A 23,517-nucleotide genomic window follows, 5' to 3' on the forward strand; every position below is an offset into this window, starting at 1 on the left:
TTTCTTAAGCAGTTGTCTGCTCTTCCGATTGATCCGCTGGGACAGTGACATCTGTTCCATCTAATACAATCTCTAATTCCTTTTTAATACCAAACCAATTTTTGTTTGTATGTGCAGCAATCCAAATTTCATTATCTTGTTGATGAACCCAGATACGACGATGATTCCAATACATACCTTGAATGACACCAATCATAAAAATAGCTCCACCTATACCAAGAATCCAAAGTGTATAGTCTTTACGAACGGTAAGACCCGAAACATTTTTAACTTCGATTCCTGCAAACTGCATTTTATATTGATTTTCACCTAACGGCTCAATGTTCTCCTGTATAGCGACAAAACTAACTTCGCCTTCAGGTTTAGTAGGAGTAATCATATTAAAAACAAAAGCTGGATTATTAGGTACTTTGGATTTAGAAGCAGGGTTTCCATCATCATCAAAATAAAAATCTGCGAAATAACTAATTAACTCTACGCTATAACCGTTTCCTAAATCATAATGAGTAGCTGGGTCTAAAAGATCTACCTTTAATGTCCCAAACTCCTCTTCTGTCCCTTTATCTACTAGATTAAAAGACATGGAGTTAAATTCATTTAGTCTATAGTCAACTTGATAAAGTGCATATCCTTCATGCTTTAATGGCTCATTTACCTGGATAGCATGTTCTTTAATGACTTCTAGTTCTGGTTCAGCACCGTGGAGAATTTCACCCTTACGTTCATATAAAACTACATCTGTTTGATAGTTCTTTACAACCGAACCAACTCGTTCAAGAGTAGCATTAAATACCTCGGGATCCTCTTCCTTATCATAAAATTCTACCTTAAAGGATTCGCTCTCCAAGTAGAATTTACCTTCTGTACCAGGAATAACTTCTGTTTCACCTTCTCTGATCCACAATACCTCATCAATATACATCTGTGGAACAAAACGCAACATAGCACCGATTAAAAAAATAATCAATCCAACATGATTCACGTATGGGCCCCAACGAGAAAAACGATTTTTCTCCGCTAGTAAACTCCCTTCTTCCTTCCTCACATTGTACTTGCGTTTTTTGAGATTTTCTTCAACTTTTTGGAATGCTTCAGCTTGCTGAGATTGAAATTCTGTTTTTCCAAAGATGCGTTGACGCTTTAAGAAACCAGCATGTCTGATGACACCTTGGTTTTGAAGTGCACGATACAAAGGAACCACACGATCTATAGAACAAATAACTAATGAAATCCCAATTGAAGCAATCAGAATTAAATACCACCATGAGCCATATAGATCATTAAATCCGAGTGAATAATAAAGCTGGCCTGTCCAGCCATACTGATCTTTGTAAAATTCACTGGGTGTTACGTTCGGTGGAATATACATTTCTTGAGGATAGATTGTTCCTAAAGAAGATGCGGCTAGTGTAATAACAATTAGCCAAACTCCTACTTTTACAGAAGAAAAGAAATTCCAGATTTTATCAACGATAGATTTTTTGTAGGTCTGTGACCTTCTAGCACTACCGTCGTAACGCATATCTAATAATTTTTCTGGTTCTTTGTCTACTTGTGGCTTTCCGCAGGATTCGCATAAAACAGTCCCCTGCGGATTAACGTGACCACATTCACATTTTACGTTCTCCATTCTCCTCACCTACTTGTCAGTTACGGTTTAATCCGATTCATATGTTCATAAACCATCTTTTCTGTCATGGATCCTGATATGATGTCAACAACCTTACCATTTTTATCTATTAAGAATGTTGTTGGGATTGGTTTAACGCCGTAAGCATTGAGCACTTGAGTGCCTTTATCTACAGGAACTGGAAACGTCAAATTATATCGATCAACAAACTTTTGAATAACAATGGGTGCTTCATCCACATTTATAGCTAAAATTTCTACACCTTGGTCTTTAAATTGCTTGTACTGATTTTCCATATATGGCATTTCTCTTTCACAAGGCTTACAATATGTTCCCCAGAAGTTTAAGAAGACACCTTTTCCTCTATAGCTCTCGAGTTCATACTCATTTCCCTCAAGGTCCTTAAGCAGAAAATTAGGAGCAGTGCTTCCAACCTTCACCTTTTCCTTACTAGTGAAAAAGTTTGCATATAAGGTATATCCTAATGCGCTTGCAAGTACAAGTAAAATAATGGTTCTAAGCAGAAGTCGTTTTTTCTTCATACATACTCTCCCTTTTCCTCTTAGAAATTTGGCTAGTTCAAGCTTATATGTAAATAAAAGAATTTTCATAAATAAACCTGAATTCAGCTAAGAAAAAAAGTAAATTTCTTTTATATTGTACAATCGACTTAATTATAGCATTCTGTCTATAAATAACCGAATCTAGAATATGAATCTTATGTGACAAATATCATTGCCAACGGTACTATTTTCTAGTTTTTGCCTGTGATTGTGCTCTCAATTGTTTCACTTCATGTGGTGAAAGCTCCCTAGACTCTCCAGGAGTTAAACCATGAAGTGTAATAAACCCATACTGCTCCCTTTTTAATTTAATAACCGGACAGCCAATTGCATCAAACATCCTTCTAACCTGTCTATTTCGACCTTCATGAATGATAATCTGGATGATGGATGTATTTTTCTTTTTATCAGATGAAATAAGTTTCGTCTTAGCTGGAGCAGTGATCCCGTCCTCTAATTTAACCCCAGTAGCAAGTAGCCTTAGCTGTTCTCTAGTAGGCATGCCCTTTACTTTAGCAATATAGACCTTATCCACTTCATGCTTAGGGTGCATGAGTGTGTTTGCAAAATCACCATCATTTGTAAGTAAAAGTACTCCAGATGTATCATAATCTAACCTTCCGATAGGATAGATTCGTTCTTTAAGAAGTGGGAAGAAATCGGTTACTACCTTTCTCCCTTTATCATCAGATACACTAGAGATGACTCCAGTTGGTTTATATAATAAGTAATAAACAGGTTGTTCTCTCTCTAGAGGAATCCCATTTACTTCTACCTTGTCATTAGAAGACACCTTTGTCCCTAATTCTTTTATAACTTTTCCATTAACCGTTACTCTACCTTGTGCAATTAATTCTTCAGCTTTTCTTCTTGATGACACACCCGCTTGAGCGATCACCTTTTGTAAACGTTCCATTGTATTCACCTCATTCTACATATTATCTTTTCCTTGTCGAATAAACAAGAAGCATGATTTTTTTAAAGGTTGTTTTTGTAATCTTTGATACTTTTTTAACCTAATTCGCAATAATACTTGGCCCGTTGATTTCCTCTGCAGGCACTTGCTTTCCGCGGGGAGGGACGTGAGCCTCCTCGGCTTTGCCTGCGGGGTCTCACGCTTCCCTCTATTTCCCGCAGGAGTCAAGTGCCTTACGCTCCAATCAACTCCATATTATTAAAAAGTTATTCAAAACTAACCACCCTTTAAAACTAGCTTATTGGTAAGATGAGACACGAAGCAGAATATAGCTATGTAGTTATTCATAGCCAATTACTAAGAAATTTATATATTTTTAGTTAGTTTAATACAAAAAAAAACACCCCATCTGAGGTGTTTAAAAATATCGTTATAATGATTAACCAAAAACAAGTGTAACAACAACTAGAGCGGCGATGATTCCTACTAGGTCTGCTAACAATCCTATTTTAAGGGCATCTCCCATTTTCTTGATTCCCACTGCTCCGAAGTATACCGTTAGCACATAGAATGTGGTATCCGTACTTCCTTGTAAGGTAGAGGCTAGTCTACCGAGAAACGAATCTGGTCCGTAGGTGCTGATAATATCACTAGTTAATCCAAGTGCTGCTGTCCCTGAGATCGGACGAATTAACGCTAACGGAACAATTTCAACCGGAATGCCAATCATCGTAAAAAATGGTTTCATTAAGCCTGTAAAGTATTCCATCGCACCTGAAGCACGAAAAATAGAGATCGCTACTAACATCCCAACTAAATAAGGGATAATCGAAAATGCTATGTTTAAACCATCTTTTCCACCTTCTACAAAGCTTTCATAGGTAGGTACCTTCTTAAATGTACCATACAACAAAATAAAACCTATGATTAAAGGAATGAGCCATAGAGAAACCGTTGATATAATACTCATTTACGATTCCCCTCCTTCCTTACTCGTCGATAATAAAAGAATCGATCAATTAACACAGCTCCAATGGTTGATAGAAAGGTAGCTACTAGAGTTGTTCCTACAATTTCAGTTGGGTTGGCAGAGTCATACTGCATACGTATAGCTATAACCGTTGTAGGGATCAACGTTAAGCTTGATGTATTAATAGCTAAAAACGTAATCATGGAGCGACTTGCCTTATCACTACCTCCATTAAGCTCTCGCAATTGTTCCATGGCTTTAATTCCCATTGGTGTTGCTGCGTTACCTAAACCAAACATGTTAGCAATCATATTTGAAAGTATATATCCCATCGCTGGATGCTTAATTGGAACTTCCGGAAACAAGCGACGTACAATCGGTTGAAAAAGCTTGGCAAGTGATTCTAGTAATCCAGCATTCTGAGCGATTTTCATCAGCCCTAGCCAGAATACTAGAATACTTATAAAGCCTATACAAATCGTAACTGCTTCTTTGGCACCTGTGAAAACCGCTTCATTTACCTGCTCCATCGTTCCATTAAACATGGCAAATACAATTCCTACAACGGTTAATAGCATCCAAATAATATTAACCATGTAAATCTACACCTAAAAAGGAGAAAAATAGGCTCTTAAATAAATCCAACAATGACTTTTTAGGAGCCGGCATGTCTTCTGTTTCAAAGAATACAGCTTCCTCACCAATGATATCTTCTCCTAGATATACAAGCGTTTTACCAACTGGAACAGGTATATCCTCTGGTGTCTTCCACTTCGATTCATCCGGTTTTAAAAGTTTAACTTCAACACGAATTGAGTCTTTTTCATCACCTGTCACAGGATAAACAAAGTCGTGACTATAATAAACCTTACTTTCATAAAAGGGATTATCCAGCTTTGATAACGTTCCTTGTTTTAGGACTTTGACTAAATTAAAATGATCGAAGCCGAATTCAAACATGGCTATATGGTCGTTCCAATCACCAGAAGCATTTAAGGTTACAGCTATTAAGTTCATTCCATCTTTGGAAGCGGTAGAGACCAAGGTACGTTTAGCTCGCTTGGTGTAACCTGTTTTTCCTCCAGTTGAATTAGAATATAACCCGGTTAGTAATTTATTTTTATTTTTCCATATACGGTCCCACTTCTCTTCTGGATGTGGAGAACGATATACTTTGGTCCCAGATATCTCACGGTACTTCTCGTTTTGCATCGCATACCGTGTTAACAAGGCCATGTCATAGGCAGTAGAATAATGCTCTTCATGATCGTCCAAACCATGTGGGTTTGCAAACACACTGTTTTTCATCCCAATTTCTTCTGCCTTTTGGTTCATCATATACACAAAGCCATCTAAACTTCCTCCAACATGTTCAGCAATGGCTACTGCTGAATCATTACCAGACCTTAACATAAGTCCATAAACTAGATCTTCTAACTTAATCTTTTCACCTGCCACTAAGTATAAGGAAGATCCTTCTGTCCCCTCAGCATTCTTACTCACCTTAACTTTTTCATCCATCTTGCCTGATTCAATAGCTAGAATAGCCGTCATAATCTTCGTAATACTAGCAATCCTTCTTACCTCATGCTCCTGCTTCCCAAAAAAGACTCTTCCGGATTCCTGCTCAATCACGATAGCACTATGAGCACTGACACTAGGTGCCGCTAACGCCTTATTTGTTGGAAATAGTGAAATAAAAAAAGACAAAAGTAATATGTATATGAGCGATGTCCGTAACCTCATCTGCAATCCCCCCGCTTTTTTCCCTGTTTTTGTACAAGTTTATGCAGGACCTGTCCAGATATGATGAAAATTTTATTAGAATACACAAGTGCATTTAAAAAGTCCTTCATCACTCCGATGAAGGACCAAGCTTAATTTATTTAGAATGACTTCCATTTTAATTTGGATGCTTGTGCAAATCTATTCTCCACTTCATCCCAATTGACGACATTCCACCAGTTTGAAACGTACTCTGCACGGTCCGCTTGATACTGAAGGTAGTAAGCATGCTCCCACACATCTAGCACTAAAAGTGGAATGGTATCCCACTGTGTCATTAATTGATGCTTTTCAGTTTGGAGGATCTCAAGTCTATGTGATCTTGGTGACCAAACCAGTAAGGCCCAGCCTACACCTTCTACTTTTTTAGCTGCTTCTGTGAAGTGTTCTTTAAATTGTTCAAAACTACCAAAGTCCTTCTTTATTTGTCCCAATAGGCTACCACCTGGTGTACCACCCCCGTTGGGTTTCATGACAAACCAGAAGATGGAATGCAAGTAATGACCAGAACCGTGAAAGGCAGCTTCTCTTTCCCAGTGCTTAAGTAAATCATAATTATTTGTAAACCTTGCTTTCTCCATCATTTTTTCTGCTTTATTTAATCCTTCTACGTAGCTTTTATGATGAGTATCATGATGAAGTTTCATGATTTCTTTAGAGATGTATGGCTCTAATGCGTCGTATGAATATGGCAATGGTGGCAAGGTATGCTCTCCAATTGGGACTCTTTGAGTTGTCTTGTTTCGATCTCCATTAAATAAGTGTTGTGCTTGTTGAAATAAAGATGCTACCAGTTCTTTAACTTCTTCTATAGCCTCTTCAGTGATGGGATTGTTGTTAGTTACTTCATCAACCTTCGATAGAAGAAAAGTTAATTCTTGATCTAGTTCTAAAAACGGCTCTGCTGTCAGGCTATGTTCTTCTAATAATAGTTTTACTCCGATTGCCCACTTGGCTACTTCCTCGAAGTAGACCATGTATTTTTGCTGTTCCATTTTATTTTATCCCTCCCTCAATACTTCCCCACTATGATATGGTTCTCCTGGATAAAAGTGACATTAGGACATACATGGAAATAAATTGCTGAACATAAGATGAAGGGGAAGGAGGAGGATGGGTGAAAACTTATAAAGAAACCGCTTCTTTTGAACTGCAATTTTGGCTCCAGGTTCTTGGAGATCACGGTAGGTTTATTCGTGATTCATTGAGCCCTTCAGAAACAAGACATATTGAGACTGCTAAAGATTTTATCCAGTTATTCGATCAGTTGCTAGCTGATTCTAGAAAGGCTCACTCTGAAGCTGTGTTACGTGAACTATCAGTACTGGCAGAAAACGCGGGGAAGGAGCTAAGGGAATTTAAGCTATTACTCCTTGAAAAACTATTAATGAAGGAGGTATCCATTTCATTACCACCTTCATTTTTAAATCACATGGTTAACGAACTTGAAGAGTTTCTAAGGGTACTAACTTATTTAACCAATCAGCAAATACCCGACCCTGTACATCCCTTACATCATGATTTATTGTGGTTATTAGATGCAGCTGGGCATGCTGGTGCAATTGACGCAAAACTAGATCGAGTAGAAAAAGATCTCAAACAAAAAAGTGAGATGTTTACTAAGCAATTTGAAGATTTCTACTTGAAAGCAGTAGAAATGGCTGGATATTTACGTACCAATCTAGCTAGTTTCCCGGCACTAGCTCGTTTTCACCATGAAATTGATTTAGAGTTTACAATTTTTAAAGCATTTTTACGAGAAATCGAGGAGCTTGAATTAACAGGGCAAACATTAAGTGTTCTAACGCCACTTATGGCGGATCATATGGCTAGAGAAGAATGCTATTACTTAACGAAGCTTGCTGAGTCAACTGAGGTCGTGAAATCTCCTAATTGTGATCCAACCAAACCAAGAACAAAAAGTTAACAGAATTAAATAAACTAACCGTTTGTAGAGTGCTCATTCAAACGGTTAGTTTATATCTTCTCTATTTTACTGGTTTTATCTCGATCGAGGAAAAAGGTAACTTCAGTATGGAAAAAAACAGTCGTGATTTATCAAATACTTCTAATTCTTTTTCTGCGTTACTCTCTATTAACTTCATCTTCGTAATTGATTGATCAAAGGCTTTTCCTACAAGAACAGGCACATTTAGACCTGACTTTGTTTCGTATTCAAACCCAGCTGTAGAAAAGGGTGCGACACCTTCTAGGTCAGTATAACCTCGACTTCTGTACCAACTATAGCCTTGGGCAGATTGGGTAATACTAGCCACCCCTAATGATTTATCATATTCATAGAATACAATCGTCTCCCCATCTAGCTCTTCTATTGAGAGAATTTCTTCTCTAGTAATGCCTTCTAGTTGTAACCCTTCATCAATAGCTTGCTCTTTTGTCTCATACCATACAATTTCTTCATTCCCTTGAAATGCACAACCAGTCAAGAGTACTAGAATGAATACGAAAAAATAAAAGATTTTCTTCAAAAGTCCACCCCCAAAACCTATATCTATTATTTATTATAATATATGGTCCGTTTTTACTGTATTGGGAAAATTGACCTAAAAAAACCTAATTAATTCGTTCTTCACTCACCTCAAATTACTAAAACAGAAAAACCCACTCACTAGGAATGGGCTACTTTAGTGTATTGTATTATGATTGCATCATTTTGGTACGATAGTCAGTTTCATAGTATTCTAACTCTTCTCTTATTTTTTGGAAAGGTCCTTCTAATTTAGAGAACAGTGTTTGAATCGATGCTGGTGTTTCGTTCGTAAATTTGATTGCATTCTTACCTGTATAGGCTGAACGACTATTCTCATACCAGACATCATTTTTAGGTGAGAAAAATTCCTCAATACATTGATGGTAGATTTTATATAGTGTCTTTTCTGCAGCTGGCTTTCGAAATGGGTTTGTGTTTAACACAATATGACAAGTATCTAAGCCTTCTTCACAAAAAACAACTAATCGTCTTAATCCGGATAAAAGCTGCTTATAATATTCTTCCTGCTCTTCTGAACCCTCATTTTTCAATGTTGTAATCGTTGCTTCATTCAGATAGTTAGATACGAGCTTGACTGAATCAGAAAGGAATGTCTCAACTTGTTCGATTTGACTAAAAACGATATCATTTCCCATAAGTAGCTTCCTCCAAATAATCCTATTTTTAAATTTATATGTATAAGAGGATGTTCAAAGTATAGAAATGTCTATTTTCTACATCCTTGAACCTAAACTCCCCCTCTATGGTTGTTGAATAAACAAAAGTGGGGATTCTAATTGATAGCTTCCTTGTGTTGTAAGTTGTTGAAAAACTTCCTTCACTTTATCAAAATCGATATCCTGAAAATAGTGGGAAAATTCTTTTTGAGTATTAATATATACTCGCTTTCTATTACGGAAACCTGGATTTTTCAATAAACAAACAAGTGCAACCATATCTTTAAACATAACCTCTCTCCCATTTACAGTGAAGATTGGATCCTCTGTAAAAGGAGTAAATTCTGAAAAGACTTCGTCAAAGTAACGAATATAAAGGAGGTTAAATGTTTTTTCCTCCCCGTCTTCAATAAAGGTTACAACTGACCTGTTAAAGAAATCTTCTGAGGTATTGGGCTGCGCTTTTTCAAGCTCACTCCCAAAACATTCTATAATTTGCATAGTCTCACCCTTCTATCTGCTATTTGTTCCATCTTACCATATCTTTATGGTAGATCTTCAAAAGCTTCTGCAAATTTTTCAAAAAATAGATCTGCTTCTTCTTGAACAAATTCATCCGTCGTATTTTCAGGCAATTTCGGAAGTTCCTCAATCGATTTTAAGCCGAAGTAATCTAAAAATTCTTTGGTTGTGCCGTACAATATGGCACGGCCAGTTCCCTCTACTCGACCCACTTCTCTTATTAAAAGCTTACCCACTAATGTTTGAATCGGTCGATCTGTCTTAACTCCGCGAATATCTTCAATTTCGGCTCTAGTGATTGGTTGTTTATAAGCAACAATCGCTAACGTTTCAAGAGCAGCTTGTGATAATGTCTGATTAGAGGGATTCTCCATTAACTTTTTAAAGTAGGGTGCATGCTCTTTCTTCGTTGCTAATTGATACGCGTCAGCTATTTCAATTATTCGTATTCCTCTAAGGTTTGTTTCATATTCTAATTTCATCTCGTTCATGATATCTTCAACAGTCTCAGTATGAAGCTCCAAAACGGTTGATAGCTGTCTAATTGTTAGCCCCTCATCCCCTGCAGCGAAAAGCAAGCCTTCAATAATCGCCTTCCAATTATGAATATCCATTGTTTGTTTCTCCTTTTTTTAGCGAAAGAAAAATGGCAGAGAAATTTTGTGTTTGCTCCATTAAAATCGTGTCTGTTTTCATTAGCTCAAGCAAAGCCAAAAAGGTTACAACTATATGTGGTTTATCCTCATAGGGAAAAAGGTCTAGAAAGTTCTTCTTTTCATTCTCTTTTAACATAGATAACTCTTTCACAATTTGATCGATTCTTACCTCAATCGGAATTTCTTGACGGGTAATCCTAGTTTGTAACGGCTTTTGTAGCTTTTTACGACGTAGAAGTTTTTGAAACGCACCAAGCATATCATAAATACTTACATCAAGGTTCACAATTTCTTCTTCTTTGTTGATATACTCACTAAGATCACTTGGTGCTCTCGTAAACATTTGGCCACGCTCTTCTTCGAGACTTTTCAAATCCTCTGCTGCTACCTTGTATTTTCGGTATTCAATTAATCTCTGCATTAATTCGTCTCGAGGATCTTCTTCTACATCAAATTCCATATCCTCATCAAATAGCTCCTCCTCTTGCTTAGGAAGGAGCAGCTTACTTTTTATTTCTAACAATGTTGCAGCCATCACTAAATACTCGCTAGCAACATCAAGTTGTAATTCCTGCATGGCGTATATGTATAACAAGTATTGCTCTGTTAGTTCAGCCATCGGAATATCATATACATCGATCTCATATCGATTAATTAAATGCAACAAAAGGTCTAGAGGACCCTCAAATGCATCGAGTTTAACATTATATTGTTGCACGATCATCCCACCATTATCAGCCATTCAAGCACTTACCTAAATATAATGTACACATAAAAGCAAGTTAACATTAGTATAGACGATAAAGCTAGCTAGTCCAATACAATTTTTAATAGCAAAACTTGGTTTTTACAAGCTCTACCGGTTATTTTCACGTTATTTCCAGTTTCATGATACACTACCAGTAGTGAATAGAAGTTACGAACATATTTACACTATATAAGCTTTTAAAAAAAGGGTGAGACGATGTATCCAAAACCATATATCGATTATCTCGTTCACTTTCATGGGGATCGAGATTACTTTGAATGTCATGAGGTATTAGAGGAATATTGGAAAGAGGATGACAAATATAACCGCAAAAACTATTGGGTAGCATTTATCCAAATTGCTGTGTCTCTATATCATCAAAGAAGAAGCAATTTTAACGGGTCATTCAAAATGATGAAAAATGCATTAGCTATTCTTAATAATGAAGAGAGCGCGGTAAAAAAGCTTGGACTCGATTATAATCAGCTACTTTTGACTGTTGAAAAACGATTGAAGGATATTGAAAATAAGCAGCCCTATACGAGTATTTTCTTACCGATCACAGATACAGACCTAATAAGTGAATGTGAAAAGGAAAGTCAGTTGAGAGGCATTCAGTGGGGAAGTGTAAGTGATTTAGCTGATCACTTCCTCTTAAATAAACACTCATTACGAAATCGCGATGAGGTTATTGAAGAGCGTTTGAAGCAAAAAGAATTAAAAATACAAAGGAGAAAAAAATAAGCTTAACAAAAAGGCTGTCTATGTAGACAGCCTTTACCTATTCTTCTGAAGTATTAAGTTCTTTTATATCATCTTGGTTTTGGTCGCATCTTTCAAAGAATGCGGCTGTTTGTTCTGTTGGTATGATGGTTTTATCTGGAAGCATTTCTTTTAATGCTCTCACCATTTTCTTACCAATCCCCTGGTGTCTGTGGGATGGATTTACACATATATGATGAATTTCCAGATTACTTTCATCTATGGAGGATACCCCTACGATGCCGATAATATCTTCTTCTTTCCAAAGAAATAATTGCCAGTTCTCTTCACTCTCATACTGTTTCATAGACTGCTGGAGCTTTTTTAATTCCTTCTCTGTAGGCATGAAAGAAAGAAGTCCCATTGCAATTTTTTCAAAATTCTTCTTATATCGTATTAGCATAGTAACCCCTCATAACTAAAATTAACATTCTGATGGATAGATTATAACAAAAAATGATGAACTAAGGTAATAAAAATCTATAACACCTAAAATCTAGTATTACTTAAGTCCTATCACTTTAAACATTATCCTTGAAAAGAGCGAGTTAAGTTAGCCATTTCTATTGCTGAAACTGCTGCTTCCCAGCCTTTGTTCCCTGCTTTTGTTCCTGCTCGTTCCACTGCTTGCTCGATTGTATCGGTTGTTAATACTCCAAAAATAACAGGAGTACCAGATTGCATCATCGTTCCTGCAACCCCTTTAGCTACCTCACTACACACAAAGTCAAAATGTGGTGTAGATCCGCGAATCACTGTACCTAGAGTAACAACTGCGTCATACTTATTGCTGTCTACCATCTTTTTTGCAATTAGAGGAATTTCAAATGCACCTGGTACCCATGCAATATCGACATCTTCTTCACGTAAACCGTGTCTGATTAGAGCATCCTTTGCCCCACCCAATAGTTTACTCGTAATAAACTCATTAAAACGACCTACAACAATTCCAACTTTAAGACCAGTACCAACTAAATGTCCTTCAAATACGTTCCCCATCTAAACACATCTCCTAATCATCATATATTGCTTATGTATGCTGTTATCATACATAAACCGCTTTTTTTTCGCAAACCATCTCATTCTTTAAAAATGAAGCATATGCCCTAACTTTTCATGCTTTGTCTTTAAATAACTCTCATTTTCTTTCTTCGTTGGAAGTTGGATTGGCACACGATCCACAATCTCTAACCCATAGCCTTCTAAACCGGCAATCTTCCTTGGATTATTAGTTAAAAGCTTCATCTTTTTGATGCCTAAATCCTTTAGAATTTGTGCACCAATTCCATAATCACGTAGATCTGGAGCAAAACCAAGCTGCTCATTAGCTTCAACAGTATCGTAGCCTTTTTCCTGAAGCTTGTAAGCACGCATCTTATTAATTAAGCCAATTCCTCTACCTTCTTGGCGCATATATAGAAGTACACCATTCCCAGCTGCTTCAATTTGAGATAATGCAGCATGTAATTGTGGTCCACAATCACATCTGAATGAGCCAAATACATCTCCTGTTAGACACTCTGAATGAACCCTAACAAGAACTGGCTCATCTTCCAATATCTCACCTTTTACCAACGCTACATGCTCATATGAATCCAGTGAATTCGTATATCCAACTGCCTTGAAATCACCGAATTCACTTGGTAATTGAATCTCTATTTCACGGTTAACAAGCTTTTCTTTTTTTCTTCTATACGATATAAGATCCTTGATCGTAATCATTTTTATTTCAAATTCATCCGCAATTTTTCTTAGGTCTGGTACTCGTGCCATTGATCCATCCTCATTCATGATTTCACAAATGACTCCTGCTGGTTCGGATCCACATAGTCTTGCTAGGTCGACTGCAGCTTCTGTGTGACCAGCTCTTCTTAGTACACCACCATCTTTTGCGATAAGAGGAAATATATGCCCTGGACGCTTAAAATCACCAGCCGTTGTACTTGGATCGATAAGGCGTTTAATTGTTTCTGAACGCTCATGTGCACTTATTCCAGTACTAGAAGTCTTATAATCCACACTTACCGTAAACGCCGTACCATGAGGATCTGTATTTTGTCCCACCATTGGTGCAAGCTCTAATTTTGTTGCAGTTTCTTGTGTGATAGGAGCACAAACTAACCCTCTACCATGTTTAATCATAAAGTTAATAACCTCTGGTGTTGCTTTATCAGCTAATGCGATGAAGTCCCCTTCATTCTCACGGTCCTCGTCATCACAAACGATCACTACTTTTCCTTGCATTAATTCATAAATAGCTTCTTCAATGCGATCAAACATCTATTCATCCCCTATCGTTAAAGTTATGTTATAAATATCCATGCTCTCTAAGAAAGCCTTCTGACATGCTTGAGGATTTAGAATCATTTTCTCTTAGCAGAACAAATTGCTCTATATATTTTGCTAGCATATCACACTCAAGGTTGACGATATCACCTGCACCCTTTTTGCCGAGAACCGTTTCAGATAACGTATGTGGAATAAGGGAGATCGTAAAGGTCTTATCAGTCGTTCCGAATACAGTAAGACTTGTTCCATCTACACAAATCGAGCCCTTTAAGAGAATATACCTTCGGATATCCTTAGGCACTTCAATTTCATAATAAACGGCATTAGAAACTCTCGTCTTCTTTAAGATTGTTCCAATTCCATCCACGTGTCCTGATACAAAATGCCCTCCAAATCTTCCATTTGCAGCCATCGCTCTCTCTAGGTTTACTTCAGAACCACTTTTTAGAGATTGAAGTGAGGTTGCTCTTACGGTTTCGGGCATGATATCAACTGTAAATTTATTATGAGTAAAAGATGTAACAGTTAAGCATGTTCCATTTACTGAAATACTATCTCCAAGATGAACATCCTCTACTACTTTTTTAGCTTGTATGGTTAAGACAATTGCTTCACCTTGTTGAACCATTCGATCTACTATCCCTATTTCTTCAACTATGCCAGTAAACAAGTTGTCACCTCTTCTCTTCAGTCGGTACTGCAACAATTTTAAGATCATGACCAAGTTTTTCTATAGATTTAAATGCTAAAGAGTGAGCTTCACCCATTTGGAGAATTCCTTCTCCGCCTATAAATCCCGGTGCTGTTCGACCTCCAACCAGTTTTGGTGCAATGTAAGTCACTACCTGATTATAGGCATTCTCTTTTAAGAAGCTTCCATTCACTTCTGATCCACCCTCTACTAAAAGTGAAGTAATCGAAAGCTCCCCTAGCTTAATTAATAAGTCATGAATTCCTATTCGCTCATTTTTAAGCTCAACCAGTTTTGCTCCTTTTAGAAGGAAAGGTTCTTTTTGAGCATCAGTATGAGCGCTTGTCGTAACAATCCACGTTTCTGCTTCATGATCATTAAGGAGCTTAGAATCAAGCGGCGTTCTTAAATGATGATCTAATACAATCCTAATTGGATGAATTCCGCCTCCGGATAGCCTCGTAGTTAAACTTGGATCGTCTTCTATAACCGTGTTCACTCCAACTAGGATTGCATCGTGCATATGTCGATAACGATGGACATCCTCTCTTGCTTCGGTCCCAGTAATCCATTTACTACTTCCGGTGCTTGTCGCTGTTTTTCCATCTAAGGTCAAAGCTGTTTTTAATGTAACGTAAGGTGTCTTTGTGGATATATAGTGAAAAAACATATCATATAATTCATTTGCTTCCTCTTGAAGGACCCCTACTTCCACTTCAATACCAGCATTCTTAAGCTTTTCAATCCCTTTTCCAGCTACTAAAGGATTAGGATCAACTGTTGCAATAATCACCTTGCTGACTTTACTAGTGATAAGGAGATCAGCACAAGGCGGGGTTTTGCCATGGTGACTACAAGGTTCGAGTGTTACATAAACAGTAGAACCTTCCGCTAGATGTCCTGCCATTTTTATTGCCTGAACTTCGGCATGTCCCTCGCCTGCTTTAAGGTGAGCACCCATTCCTACGATTGAGCCATTTTTAACGATAACTGATCCAACTGGAGGATTGGGACGAGTTTGTCCCTTCACACTTTGTGCTAGGGTGATCGCCAACTCCATGTATTGTGTTTCATTCATGTTAGCCCTCCTTGCTGTCAAAGTAAGTGTGACTACCTACCTAAATCAACATAAAAAACCTTAGGACAAAGATCCTAAGGGAGATGTATGTACACATGGAAAAAGAGGTTTTTTAACATCTCTAATAACCCTATTTTCAAATCTGTTTTGAAAAAGGGCATAGTGACAGAATTTCCCTGTAAACAAGAAAATGCCTCTTCACGTATTCCTATACATCCTTCTCCCATCCAGACTATACTGTCGGCTTTGGATTTTCACCAAATCAGCACTTTTAATAAAAAATATTTAAAAGGCTCACGGGCTTTGAATCAAATGATTCTTTACCGCCGGTAGGGAATTTCACCCTGCCCCGAAGGATAATTAACTAGTAATATTTAATTTTTCATTATTATACCATAAAAAGAAGGATTATTGTCTAGTATATCAACTGGAATTGACGTTGAACGGAATTTATTACATAATATTGGTCTGACCACCTTTTCGTTATTGGCTACTTATTATATACTATTAGTAGTTTTATAGATGCATTTACTAGCTATGGATTCACACATCAGAATCGTTAAACTCCTACACGTAACACTTTCAGCATAGGAATTAGAACTACATAATGTAAACTTATACTTTTTATTAGATAAGGAGAATTCCGATGAAAAAACGCGTTGTTATAACAGGTATTGGAGCCATTACTCCACTTGGAAATGATATAGAATCCACATGGGCAAATATAAAAAATGGCGTTTCGGGCATTGCACCCATTACTAGTATTAATTCCGATCCATTTGCCGTAAAAGTAGCAGGAGAGGTGAAGAATTTTTCACCTGAAGAGTTTATGGACGGTAAGGAAGCAAAACGGATGGGACGTTTCACACAATTTGCAGTGGCTGCCAGCAAGATGGCTATTCAAGACTCAGGATTGATCATTGGGGAACATGTTGCCCCAGAGCGGATTGGTGTTTGGATTGGTTCTGGTATTGGAGGTTTAGGTGAATTCGAGGAACAGCACAAGAAGTTTCTTGAAAAAGGACCTAGACGAGTAAGTCCATTTATTATTCCCATGCTTATTCCCGATTTGGCTTCAGGACGAGTATCAATTGAGTTGGGTGCAAAGGGAATTAACAACTGCTCCGTTACCGCTTGTGCTTCGGGTGCAAACTCAATTGGAGATGCCTATCGCACGATCCAAAACGGCGTAGCAGATGTGATGATTTCGGGCGGAACCGAAGCGGCTATTACTGAAATGACAATTGCCGGGTTTTCGAATATGACTGCCTTATCAACAAACCCTAATCCAGAAAATGCAAGTCGTCCTTTTGATAAAAATCGGGATGGATTTGTAATTGCAGAAGGTGCTGGAGTTCTTATTTTAGAAGAGATTGAGCATGCAATTGCTCGTGGAGCTAAAATTTATGGTGAAATAATCGGATACGGTGCAACAGGAGATGCCTACCATATTACAACTCCTGCTCCAAACGGAGAAGGCGGTCAACGTGCAATGAGACTTGCTTTAGAGGAAGCTAACATTGCAACAAAAGATGTTAACTATATAAACGCCCATGGCACAAGTACCCACTACAATGATTTATATGAAACCAAAGCAATCAAAGAGGTCTTTGGCGAGTATGCAAGCAAGCTTTCTATTAGCTCTACTAAGTCAATGACTGGACATTTGTTAGGTGCAGCAGGAGCTATAGAAGCAATCTTTTCTGTATTATCTATAAAAGATGGGATTATTCCTCCTACCATTAATTACGAAACTCCAGATGAGGAATTAGACTTAGATTATGTACCAAATGAAAGCAAATTAGCTAATGTTAATATTGTTTTATCTAATTCGTTAGGTTTTGGCGGACATAATGTTACGTTAGCTTTTAGAAAATATGAGTAAGTGATAAGAATAAAAGATGTGGGCTCTCCCACATCTTTTATTGGTTTATTGTTTAGGTACACCAACGGGTCCTACATGACGAATATGTTCGTTCTCATTGTTAGCCTTTTCATTAACTAGTGCTTTTTGATCTACTTCTTTAGATGTTTTTTCATTGCGTTTTACCATGTAAGATCTCTCCTTTCGATTCAATCTTACATAGTTTTAGTCATTCAAAATAAAATATCCCCTCAATAATTTTTGAGGGGATCTACGTATTACTCTTCTATTACTTTTACTTCCTTCATTTTATCGCCTTGTTGGATGTCATCAACGAATTCCATTCCTTCAACAACTTTACCAAAAACAGTATGAACTCCGTTTAAGTGTGGTTGTGGTTCGAAAACGATGAAGAACTGACTTCCGCCTGTATCTTTCCCAGCGTGAGCCATGGATAGAGATCCACGTTCATGCTTATGAGGATTCCCTTGAGTTTCACACTTAATTGTATAACCAGGGCCACCAGTACCACGACCATCTGGGCATCCACCTTGTGCTACAAACCCAGGAATAACTCGGTGAAAGTTTAATCCGTTGTAGAACCCTTTGTTGATTAGCGATTCGAAGTTCTCAACTGTACCAGGTGCTTCGTTTGGAAATAATTCAATTTTAACTTGTCCACCTTTTTCTAAATCAATAACAGCGTATTTGCTCATATGTAATGAACTCCTTTCAAACTTTAAATATGTAAAAGCATACTGTTAAAGTATACGACAAACGTTAGCAAAAAGAAAATAATCGAGAAGTATTAAATGATTTTCAAACATCAGCAATTAGTATGAAAAGAATATTTAACAAATCGCCCTTACATATTATGGTAATTTTTAACTATTTTTCATATTAAAAGAAAATAATGGTTTATATTTTGTCCCATTCGGTGTATATACTATATAGGCGTTATTATTTGAAAGGAGAGATTTTCCTTGAAAAAGCATTTTTCTATTTTTCTCGTTTTGGTTTCACTTCTAACTCTACCAGTTGTCGCACTAGCAGATGCTGTAGTAGGAGATCAGGTTGTAACCTTAGGAGAAAATCTAACTGAAGAACAAAAGAAAGCGTTACTGTCAGAAATGGAAGCACCAGAGGGTGTTGAAATTATTACTGTCACTAACGAAGAAGAACATACTTATTTAGGAGATTATATTCCGAAGGCCCAAATTGGTTCAAAAGCAATTTCCTCCTCAATTATTACCATCGCAGAACCTGAGGCAGGATTGCAGGTTAAGGCAAATAACATTACTTGGGTAACTGAGGATATGTATACTAATGCACTAATAACAGCAGGTGTAAAAGATGCTACTATCTACATTACAGCACCTTTTCAAGTATCCGGAACAGCTGCTCTTACAGGATTATTAAAAGCCTATGAATTATCATCTGATCAAGTAATACCTGAAGATGTTAAAAAAGTAGCAAACGAAGAAATGGTGAAAACCGCGGAGCTAGGCGATAAGCTTGGTACAGAACAAGCAGCTGCATTAATGGCACTGATCAAAGAAGAAATCGCTAAAAATGCACCACAAACAGATGCAGATTTAAGAGCAATTATTGAGGCCGCGGCAGCAGAGCTAGGCCTTACGTTAACAGAAGAAGATATTAATAGTCTCATTGCTCTATTTAATAAAATGAAAGAGCTAAACATCGACTGGAATCAAGTCGGAGAACAATTAAACATTGCAAAGGAAAAACTAACAACCTTCCTTCAATCTGAAGAAGGTCAAACATTCTTAACAAGACTTCAAGATTTTATCGCAAGTGTGTTTGACGCAATTCGTGCTTTGTTTAGCTAAAGACACTGATGAAGAAGAGGAAATTTCCTCTTCTTTTTTTATTGAGAGATAGTTGAAATGTTAAACAAAAACCAATTCGTTAATATAATCTAGATAATAGATTAATTGAATATGGAGTTGCAGATATTCCTTTGGGATAAAGAATACGCAAAACATAAATAACCAGTGGTGTTACAAAAATAAACATAATGGTACCTGTATTTAATACAAAGGATATTTGGTTGATATATTTACCTAAATCATCTGAAGGAATGGAGTTTGTTGTTAACAATAAACTGAGGATCATTGGAACACTCGCAATTACGTTATTTAAACTATGTAACAGTATTGGTATCAAGAGCTTTCTGGTCTTTAAGTATATTGTGCAATATAATATCCCCAAGAAAAAGTGACCAATAAAACCACTATTAAAATGAAGAAGAGAAAATATAAAAGAACTTAATAACATAGCCTTGAATAATCCAATTGATTCCCCCCACTTATTAAAAAGAAACCCTCGAAATAAAAATTCTTCTACAAGCGGAGCAAGTGTGATGGTGATGCTCAAGCCAATAATAGTGACTAGTATACTCTTATTTTCAACTTGGCCTGGGCTAGTATTTTTAAATATTTCTCTAATAATATCTTCATTCGTAATAAATAATATATTAAGTACTGTTATAATCGCTGTAATAGAAAATAATACAAATAAGAGTTGTATACCTACATATTTGAATAACTCATCTTTATGAATAGTAAGACTTCCAAGAATACCTTTAATTATAATTCCTTTTTTATTAAAAGTATGAACCAAAACGATTAGGATTCCTACATAAAGTGCCATATTTCCTGCTATATTTACGTAATCTGCACTAAGATTAATTAACAAACCTATGAATATAATGAGACCTAGAAACAGAACATTTATTAGAATTATTTTCAACACTACACTCATTACTTTAACTTCTTTCAAATCATTCAGATTGATCACTCCAAACTAATGCCCTGATAGAAGCTCGACTCATCATCACAGTCTAATTTCTTCGTCTCGGAACTAGCCTTCTCCTTTAGTCAAATGGGATTCCGTCAATCCCTTCCTAGAATCAATGAAACCTTGAGCTTATCAAGATTATTTATCAAATATTTTTCAAGTTCTTTTTCTATTTCTTCGTTAGAAACGTAATGCTCTTCCTGTCTTTCCTTTGTTTTACCAATAGAAAAAGTCAACCATACTCCCATCACAAAGGCAGTCAACACAAAAACAATTGTTATAGTAGGAGGTCCTCCTCCATTCGCAAAAGCAATTTGAAATATAATGGCACTTGTTAGTAACGATAAACTTATTATTTAAATACCAAATAACCTATTCACTTATATCACCTACCATCCTAATTCTATACTTCAATAAGTACAGGTCCCTCTCCTTCTTTCAATAAAAATTAGAGCAACAAAAGCTGATTCTCTTACTTATTCAAATAATGCACAGTTATATATAAAGACTTACACATTCTTTGCATATTATATAAATAATGTGACAATAAGTAATTATTTCTTACCTTTTCGTTCTAAGAGTATAGGTGCTATATTTAATAAAATAGAAACAATTGTCAAAAACCATAATGCCCTTTCCATCACAGGTACTACATCCTCTAAAGTTGCCCAATCTTCCACTTCTACCCACTCCGATACAAGACTGTATTCTGCACAAAGTGTTAATGCAGTAAATGATAATCCCATCGCCATAGCAAGCTTATAATCCTTCCCAACTAAATACATATAAAGATTTATAAAAGTTACTACTATTTCAATAACCCCTAATATTACCCACATAACTATACCTCCATATATTTTTATTTCATGTCGTGCAATAATACTAATGAGCAACATCTCAATTTTTTGCATTACTTTTTTATTTTTTTATTAAACATTAATTACGTCAAATCTTATTTTATAGTAAATGCTTTTCTAGAAAATCACGGCAGTTACCTATACACTTTGTAGCTGATACTCTACTCTAAAAGAAGAAGAAAGGGACTAATGAAAAATGAATATAAAAAGAATTAAACTAGAAGAAGATTTAAGTAAAGCCTTTCAAATAAGGAAAAAAGTGTTTGTGGAGGAGCAAGGTGTCCCATTAGAAGACGAATTCGATGAATTTGATACACTAGAGGGACAATGCAACCATATATTGGTCTATCATGAAGAAAATCCGGTAGGCACAGGAAGAATAAGAGTTGTTGATGGATTGGGCAAATTAGAAAGAATTTGTATTCTAAAGCCATTCCGTAAATTTGGTTTAGGCAAAGTAATTATTAAAGGTTTGGAAGCAATTGCTGAAGAAAAGGGAGTATCCCGAGTCAAATTACACGGACAAACACATGCAGAGGGCTTTTATCAAAAACTTGGCTACAGGACTTCATCTGATGTATTTATGGAAGATGGAATCCCACATATCGTAATGGAAAAAGACATTGCTACCAATTGACAAATGAAGTAGGGTGTTTTTACATATTAAGCAAGCATTTGCGAGCCTCTCCACCAAAACGGAAATACTAATCGCATCACTAATGAAAAGCAAATAAAAAAACTGGTAGGCATCCTAAAAAATGCCTACCAGTTTTTTAATATTATTTCTGATTAAGTACCTGCTTTAACGGTACATCAAGTTTAATTAGATCTTCATATGTTTCACGCTTTACAACAAGTTCAGCTTTCCCATCTTCTGCAAAGATAACAGCAGGACGAGGAATTCTGTTATAGTTATTAGCCATTGAATAGCCATATGCCCCTGTGCAAAATACAGCAAGTATGTCGTCTGCCGATGCCTTTGGAAGCTCAATGTCCCAAATAAGCATATCACCAGATTCACAGCACTTTCCTGCAATAGAGACGGTTTCTTCATTGATATCATTCACTCTGTTTGCTAAGATCGCCTCATATTTAGCTTCATATAATGCAGGACGGATATTATCACTCATCCCGCCATCAACCGCTACATACTTACGAACATTAGGAACATGCTTTTGTGATCCAACCGTATATAAAGTAGTTCCCGCATCTCCAACAAGTGAACGGCCTGGTTCAATCCAAATTTCCGGCATTTGCATATCTAGTTCTTCAACCTTCTTTTTTACCGCTTCAACAATTTCCACTACGTACTGTGAAACTGGAATTGGATCATCTTCAGCTGTATAACGAATACCAAAGCCGCCTCCTAAGTTTACTACCTTAGGCGTGTAGCTTAACTCTTCTTTCCAGGTTTTCATTTTTTCAAATAGCTTTTCGGCTGCCATTACGAAACCTTTTGTTTCAAAAATTTGTGAGCCGATATGTGAATGAATGCCAAGAAGTTCTACGTATTCAAATGTGTTTATTAATTTAATAGCTTCATCCGCTTGGCCACTTTGAAGATCGAAACCAAATTTAGAGTCTTCTTGACCTGTTAAAATATAATCGTGAGTATGTGCCTCAATACCAGGCGTTACACGAATTAATATTTGAGTTTTCGTGTTGAGATTTCGGCAAATATCCTCTAGAAGTGATAGCTCATAAAAGTTATCAACAACAAAACAACCAATCCCTGCTTTTAAAGCCATTTCTATTTCATAAGGACTTTTATTATTTCCATGAAAGTGAATACGTTCTACTGGAAAACCTGCTGCAATGGCTGTATATAATTCCCCACCTGAAACAACATCCAGACTTAACCCTTCTTCTTCCACAAGCTGAAACATAGCAATTGATGAGAATGCCTTACTCGCATAAGCCACCTGTGCTTTTATATTCAACTCTTCAAATGTTTTACGGAACCCACGAGCACGTTCTTTAATCAATGCAACATCATACACATATAAAGGTGTCCCAAATTTTTTTGCAAGGGCAACGGTATCCATTCCACCAATTTGTAAATGCCCTTTTTCATTCACTGTACTCGTTCCGTGAAAAAACATAATCTCTCCTCATTCCTATTTCGTTTTTGCATCTATATAATTGTTTAGTTTTCGTTTTATGAACAGGACAACATTTTAAAAAAACAGTTAATAGCT

General features: G+C 36.6%; 27 protein-coding genes and 1 riboswitch. Of the genes, 5 read left to right on the forward strand and 22 right to left on the reverse strand.

Annotated features, from left to right (window positions below; translation table 11 throughout):
* Positions 1 to 4: 4 nt before the first annotated feature.
* The 7 genes from resB to G4D63_RS06100 all read right to left on the reverse strand — a co-directional run bounded on the left by resB (position 5) and on the right by G4D63_RS06100 (position 6,859).
* The gene (resB, locus tag G4D63_RS06070; RefSeq protein WP_163178757.1) at positions 5 to 1,630 is read right to left on the reverse strand and encodes a cytochrome c biogenesis protein ResB; all 1,626 of its coding nucleotides are present in this window, start codon (positions 1,628 to 1,630) and stop codon (positions 5 to 7) included.
* 20 nt (positions 1,631 to 1,650) lie between these two features.
* Positions 1,651 to 2,172, reverse strand: a complete 522-nt coding sequence (gene resA / locus G4D63_RS06075; RefSeq protein ID WP_163178758.1) for a thiol-disulfide oxidoreductase ResA — start codon at positions 2,170 to 2,172, stop codon at positions 1,651 to 1,653.
* A gap of 205 nt (positions 2,173 to 2,377) precedes the next feature.
* Positions 2,378 to 3,109 carry a pseudouridine synthase gene (locus G4D63_RS06080; protein ID WP_163178759.1) on the reverse strand — a complete coding sequence of 244 codons (732 nt, stop codon included), beginning with the start codon at positions 3,107 to 3,109 and terminating at the stop codon, positions 2,378 to 2,380.
* A 439-nt stretch (positions 3,110 to 3,548) separates the two neighbouring features.
* On the reverse strand, positions 3,549 to 4,079 hold the full coding sequence (locus tag G4D63_RS06085; protein ID WP_163178760.1) for a spore maturation protein: 531 nt from the start codon (positions 4,077 to 4,079) through the stop codon (positions 3,549 to 3,551).
* Complete coding sequence (locus tag G4D63_RS06090; RefSeq protein ID WP_163178761.1) at positions 4,076 to 4,675, reverse strand: nucleoside recognition domain-containing protein; 600 nt, start codon at positions 4,673 to 4,675, stop codon at positions 4,076 to 4,078. Before G4D63_RS06090 ends, G4D63_RS06085 begins: the two co-directional genes overlap by 4 nt.
* The gene (locus G4D63_RS06095) at positions 4,668 to 5,825 is read right to left on the reverse strand and encodes a D-alanyl-D-alanine carboxypeptidase family protein (RefSeq protein ID WP_163178762.1); all 1,158 of its coding nucleotides are present in this window, start codon (positions 5,823 to 5,825) and stop codon (positions 4,668 to 4,670) included. Before G4D63_RS06095 ends, G4D63_RS06090 begins: the two co-directional genes overlap by 8 nt.
* A gap of 140 nt (positions 5,826 to 5,965) precedes the next feature.
* Positions 5,966 to 6,859: a superoxide dismutase gene (locus tag G4D63_RS06100; RefSeq protein WP_163178763.1), complete on the reverse strand. Its 894-nt coding sequence runs from the start codon at positions 6,857 to 6,859 to the stop codon at positions 5,966 to 5,968.
* A gap of 122 nt (positions 6,860 to 6,981) precedes the next feature.
* Here G4D63_RS06100 and G4D63_RS06105 point away from each other — a divergent pair, with 122 nt between their 5' ends.
* Positions 6,982 to 7,791, forward strand: coding sequence for a DUF2935 domain-containing protein (locus tag G4D63_RS06105; protein ID WP_163178764.1), 810 nt, complete (start codon positions 6,982 to 6,984; stop codon positions 7,789 to 7,791).
* A 61-nt stretch (positions 7,792 to 7,852) separates the two neighbouring features.
* Here G4D63_RS06105 and G4D63_RS06110 read toward each other — a convergent pair whose 3' ends face one another.
* The 5 genes from G4D63_RS06110 to G4D63_RS06130 form a co-directional block, all read right to left on the reverse strand.
* The gene (locus tag G4D63_RS06110; RefSeq protein ID WP_163178765.1) at positions 7,853 to 8,353 is read right to left on the reverse strand and encodes a hypothetical protein; all 501 of its coding nucleotides are present in this window, start codon (positions 8,351 to 8,353) and stop codon (positions 7,853 to 7,855) included.
* 169 nt (positions 8,354 to 8,522) lie between these two features.
* Positions 8,523 to 9,011, reverse strand: coding sequence for a YpuI family protein (locus G4D63_RS06115; protein ID WP_163178766.1), 489 nt, complete (start codon positions 9,009 to 9,011; stop codon positions 8,523 to 8,525).
* 105 nt (positions 9,012 to 9,116) lie between these two features.
* Positions 9,117 to 9,533 (reverse strand): hypothetical protein, encoded by a 417-nt coding sequence (locus G4D63_RS06120; protein WP_163178767.1) that lies wholly within the window; start codon positions 9,531 to 9,533, stop codon positions 9,117 to 9,119.
* Between the two features lie 44 nt (positions 9,534 to 9,577).
* Entirely contained in the window at positions 9,578 to 10,168 is a 591-nt protein-coding gene (gene scpB, locus G4D63_RS06125) for an SMC-Scp complex subunit ScpB (protein WP_163178768.1), read from the reverse strand.
* A complete protein-coding gene (locus G4D63_RS06130; protein WP_275580262.1) occupies positions 10,155 to 10,952 on the reverse strand; it encodes a segregation/condensation protein A in 798 nt (265 codons plus the stop codon). The genes scpB and G4D63_RS06130 overlap by 14 nt, the downstream gene beginning before the upstream one ends.
* Positions 10,953 to 11,174: 222 nt before the next feature.
* Between G4D63_RS06130 and G4D63_RS06135 the strand changes: the two genes are divergently transcribed.
* Positions 11,175 to 11,702 (forward strand): DUF309 domain-containing protein, encoded by a 528-nt coding sequence (locus tag G4D63_RS06135; protein ID WP_163178769.1) that lies wholly within the window; start codon positions 11,175 to 11,177, stop codon positions 11,700 to 11,702.
* Positions 11,703 to 11,739: 37 nt separating this feature from the next.
* Here G4D63_RS06135 and G4D63_RS06140 read toward each other — a convergent pair whose 3' ends face one another.
* The 5 genes from G4D63_RS06140 to ribD form a co-directional block, all read right to left on the reverse strand.
* Positions 11,740 to 12,123 carry a GNAT family N-acetyltransferase gene (locus G4D63_RS06140; RefSeq protein ID WP_163178770.1) on the reverse strand — a complete coding sequence of 128 codons (384 nt, stop codon included), beginning with the start codon at positions 12,121 to 12,123 and terminating at the stop codon, positions 11,740 to 11,742.
* Between the two features lie 125 nt (positions 12,124 to 12,248).
* Positions 12,249 to 12,719, reverse strand: a complete 471-nt coding sequence (ribH, locus tag G4D63_RS06145; protein ID WP_163178771.1) for a 6,7-dimethyl-8-ribityllumazine synthase — start codon at positions 12,717 to 12,719, stop codon at positions 12,249 to 12,251.
* An 87-nt stretch (positions 12,720 to 12,806) separates the two neighbouring features.
* Positions 12,807 to 14,000, reverse strand: a complete 1,194-nt coding sequence (locus G4D63_RS06150; RefSeq protein ID WP_163178772.1) for a bifunctional 3,4-dihydroxy-2-butanone-4-phosphate synthase/GTP cyclohydrolase II — start codon at positions 13,998 to 14,000, stop codon at positions 12,807 to 12,809.
* A 28-nt stretch (positions 14,001 to 14,028) separates the two neighbouring features.
* Positions 14,029 to 14,679, reverse strand: a complete 651-nt coding sequence (gene ribE / locus G4D63_RS06155) for a riboflavin synthase (RefSeq protein WP_163178773.1) — start codon at positions 14,677 to 14,679, stop codon at positions 14,029 to 14,031.
* 4 nt (positions 14,680 to 14,683) lie between these two features.
* Positions 14,684 to 15,778, reverse strand: coding sequence for a bifunctional diaminohydroxyphosphoribosylaminopyrimidine deaminase/5-amino-6-(5-phosphoribosylamino)uracil reductase RibD (gene ribD / locus G4D63_RS06160; protein WP_163178774.1), 1,095 nt, complete (start codon positions 15,776 to 15,778; stop codon positions 14,684 to 14,686).
* A gap of 211 nt (positions 15,779 to 15,989) precedes the next feature.
* Positions 15,990 to 16,139, reverse strand: a riboswitch (FMN riboswitch).
* Between the two features lie 285 nt (positions 16,140 to 16,424).
* Here ribD and fabF point away from each other — a divergent pair.
* Positions 16,425 to 17,663 carry a beta-ketoacyl-ACP synthase II gene (gene fabF, locus G4D63_RS06165; protein ID WP_163178775.1) on the forward strand — a complete coding sequence of 413 codons (1,239 nt, stop codon included), beginning with the start codon at positions 16,425 to 16,427 and terminating at the stop codon, positions 17,661 to 17,663.
* A gap of 45 nt (positions 17,664 to 17,708) precedes the next feature.
* Here the strand turns inward: fabF and G4D63_RS22030 are convergent, their stop codons facing one another.
* Together G4D63_RS22030 and G4D63_RS06170 are read right to left on the reverse strand one after the other, a co-directional pair.
* The gene (locus G4D63_RS22030) at positions 17,709 to 17,831 is read right to left on the reverse strand and encodes a hypothetical protein (protein ID WP_275580261.1); all 123 of its coding nucleotides are present in this window, start codon (positions 17,829 to 17,831) and stop codon (positions 17,709 to 17,711) included.
* Between the two features lie 89 nt (positions 17,832 to 17,920).
* Entirely contained in the window at positions 17,921 to 18,358 is a 438-nt protein-coding gene (locus tag G4D63_RS06170) for a peptidylprolyl isomerase (RefSeq protein WP_163178776.1), read from the reverse strand.
* A 267-nt stretch (positions 18,359 to 18,625) separates the two neighbouring features.
* Between G4D63_RS06170 and G4D63_RS06175 the strand changes: the two genes are divergently transcribed.
* On the forward strand, positions 18,626 to 19,492 hold the full coding sequence (locus tag G4D63_RS06175; RefSeq protein ID WP_163178777.1) for a DUF1002 domain-containing protein: 867 nt from the start codon (positions 18,626 to 18,628) through the stop codon (positions 19,490 to 19,492).
* A gap of 79 nt (positions 19,493 to 19,571) precedes the next feature.
* Here the strand turns inward: G4D63_RS06175 and G4D63_RS06180 are convergent, their stop codons facing one another.
* Both G4D63_RS06180 and G4D63_RS06185 read right to left on the reverse strand, forming a co-directional pair.
* Positions 19,572 to 20,426, reverse strand: coding sequence for a CPBP family intramembrane glutamic endopeptidase (locus G4D63_RS06180; protein ID WP_163178778.1), 855 nt, complete (start codon positions 20,424 to 20,426; stop codon positions 19,572 to 19,574).
* A 590-nt stretch (positions 20,427 to 21,016) separates the two neighbouring features.
* Positions 21,017 to 21,301: a hypothetical protein gene (locus G4D63_RS06185; RefSeq protein ID WP_163178779.1), complete on the reverse strand. Its 285-nt coding sequence runs from the start codon at positions 21,299 to 21,301 to the stop codon at positions 21,017 to 21,019.
* 214 nt (positions 21,302 to 21,515) lie between these two features.
* On the opposite strand from G4D63_RS06185, the gene G4D63_RS06190 reads away from it, so the two are divergent.
* The gene (locus G4D63_RS06190) at positions 21,516 to 21,956 is read left to right on the forward strand and encodes a GNAT family N-acetyltransferase (RefSeq protein ID WP_163178780.1); all 441 of its coding nucleotides are present in this window, start codon (positions 21,516 to 21,518) and stop codon (positions 21,954 to 21,956) included.
* 142 nt (positions 21,957 to 22,098) lie between these two features.
* Here the strand turns inward: G4D63_RS06190 and lysA are convergent, their stop codons facing one another.
* On the reverse strand, positions 22,099 to 23,421 hold the full coding sequence (gene lysA / locus G4D63_RS06195; RefSeq protein ID WP_163178781.1) for a diaminopimelate decarboxylase: 1,323 nt from the start codon (positions 23,419 to 23,421) through the stop codon (positions 22,099 to 22,101).
* Positions 23,422 to 23,517: the final 96 nt, after the last annotated feature.

The sequence above is a fragment of the Bacillus mesophilus genome (assembly GCF_011008845.1).
Classification (GTDB): domain Bacteria; phylum Bacillota; class Bacilli; order Bacillales; family SA4; genus Bacillus_BS; species Bacillus_BS mesophilus.

Excerpts from the sequence above, each read along its gene's own strand:
- resB (WP_163178757.1), bottom strand. The coding sequence starts at position 1,630 with ATGGAGAACGTAAAATGTGAATGTGGTCACGTTAATCCGCAGGGGACT.
- resA (WP_163178758.1), bottom strand. The coding sequence starts at position 2,172 with ATGAAGAAAAAACGACTTCTGCTTAGAACCATTATTTTACTTGTACTT.
- G4D63_RS06080 (WP_163178759.1), bottom strand. The coding sequence starts at position 3,109 with ATGGAACGTTTACAAAAGGTGATCGCTCAAGCGGGTGTGTCATCAAGA.
- G4D63_RS06085 (WP_163178760.1), bottom strand. The coding sequence starts at position 4,079 with ATGAGTATTATATCAACGGTTTCTCTATGGCTCATTCCTTTAATCATA.
- G4D63_RS06090 (WP_163178761.1), bottom strand. The coding sequence starts at position 4,675 with ATGGTTAATATTATTTGGATGCTATTAACCGTTGTAGGAATTGTATTT.
- G4D63_RS06095 (WP_163178762.1), bottom strand. The coding sequence starts at position 5,825 with ATGAGGTTACGGACATCGCTCATATACATATTACTTTTGTCTTTTTTT.
- G4D63_RS06100 (WP_163178763.1), bottom strand. The coding sequence starts at position 6,859 with ATGGAACAGCAAAAATACATGGTCTACTTCGAGGAAGTAGCCAAGTGG.
- G4D63_RS06115 (WP_163178766.1), bottom strand. The coding sequence starts at position 9,011 with ATGGGAAATGATATCGTTTTTAGTCAAATCGAACAAGTTGAGACATTC.
- G4D63_RS06120 (WP_163178767.1), bottom strand. The coding sequence starts at position 9,533 with ATGCAAATTATAGAATGTTTTGGGAGTGAGCTTGAAAAAGCGCAGCCC.
- scpB (WP_163178768.1), bottom strand. The coding sequence starts at position 10,168 with ATGGATATTCATAATTGGAAGGCGATTATTGAAGGCTTGCTTTTCGCT.
- G4D63_RS06130 (WP_275580262.1), bottom strand. The coding sequence starts at position 10,952 with ATGGCTGATAATGGTGGGATGATCGTGCAACAATATAATGTTAAACTC.
- G4D63_RS06135 (WP_163178769.1), top strand. The coding sequence starts at position 11,175 with ATGTATCCAAAACCATATATCGATTATCTCGTTCACTTTCATGGGGAT.
- G4D63_RS06140 (WP_163178770.1), bottom strand. The coding sequence starts at position 12,123 with ATGCTAATACGATATAAGAAGAATTTTGAAAAAATTGCAATGGGACTT.
- ribH (WP_163178771.1), bottom strand. The coding sequence starts at position 12,719 with ATGGGGAACGTATTTGAAGGACATTTAGTTGGTACTGGTCTTAAAGTT.
- G4D63_RS06150 (WP_163178772.1), bottom strand. The coding sequence starts at position 14,000 with ATGTTTGATCGCATTGAAGAAGCTATTTATGAATTAATGCAAGGAAAA.
- ribD (WP_163178774.1), bottom strand. The coding sequence starts at position 15,778 with ATGAATGAAACACAATACATGGAGTTGGCGATCACCCTAGCACAAAGT.
- fabF (WP_163178775.1), top strand. The coding sequence starts at position 16,425 with ATGAAAAAACGCGTTGTTATAACAGGTATTGGAGCCATTACTCCACTT.
- G4D63_RS22030 (WP_275580261.1), bottom strand. The coding sequence starts at position 17,831 with ATGGTAAAACGCAATGAAAAAACATCTAAAGAAGTAGATCAAAAAGCA.
- G4D63_RS06170 (WP_163178776.1), bottom strand. The coding sequence starts at position 18,358 with ATGAGCAAATACGCTGTTATTGATTTAGAAAAAGGTGGACAAGTTAAA.
- G4D63_RS06180 (WP_163178778.1), bottom strand. The coding sequence starts at position 20,426 with ATGAGTGTAGTGTTGAAAATAATTCTAATAAATGTTCTGTTTCTAGGT.
- G4D63_RS06185 (WP_163178779.1), bottom strand. The coding sequence starts at position 21,301 with ATGTGGGTAATATTAGGGGTTATTGAAATAGTAGTAACTTTTATAAAT.
- G4D63_RS06190 (WP_163178780.1), top strand. The coding sequence starts at position 21,516 with ATGAATATAAAAAGAATTAAACTAGAAGAAGATTTAAGTAAAGCCTTT.
- lysA (WP_163178781.1), bottom strand. The coding sequence starts at position 23,421 with ATGTTTTTTCACGGAACGAGTACAGTGAATGAAAAAGGGCATTTACAA.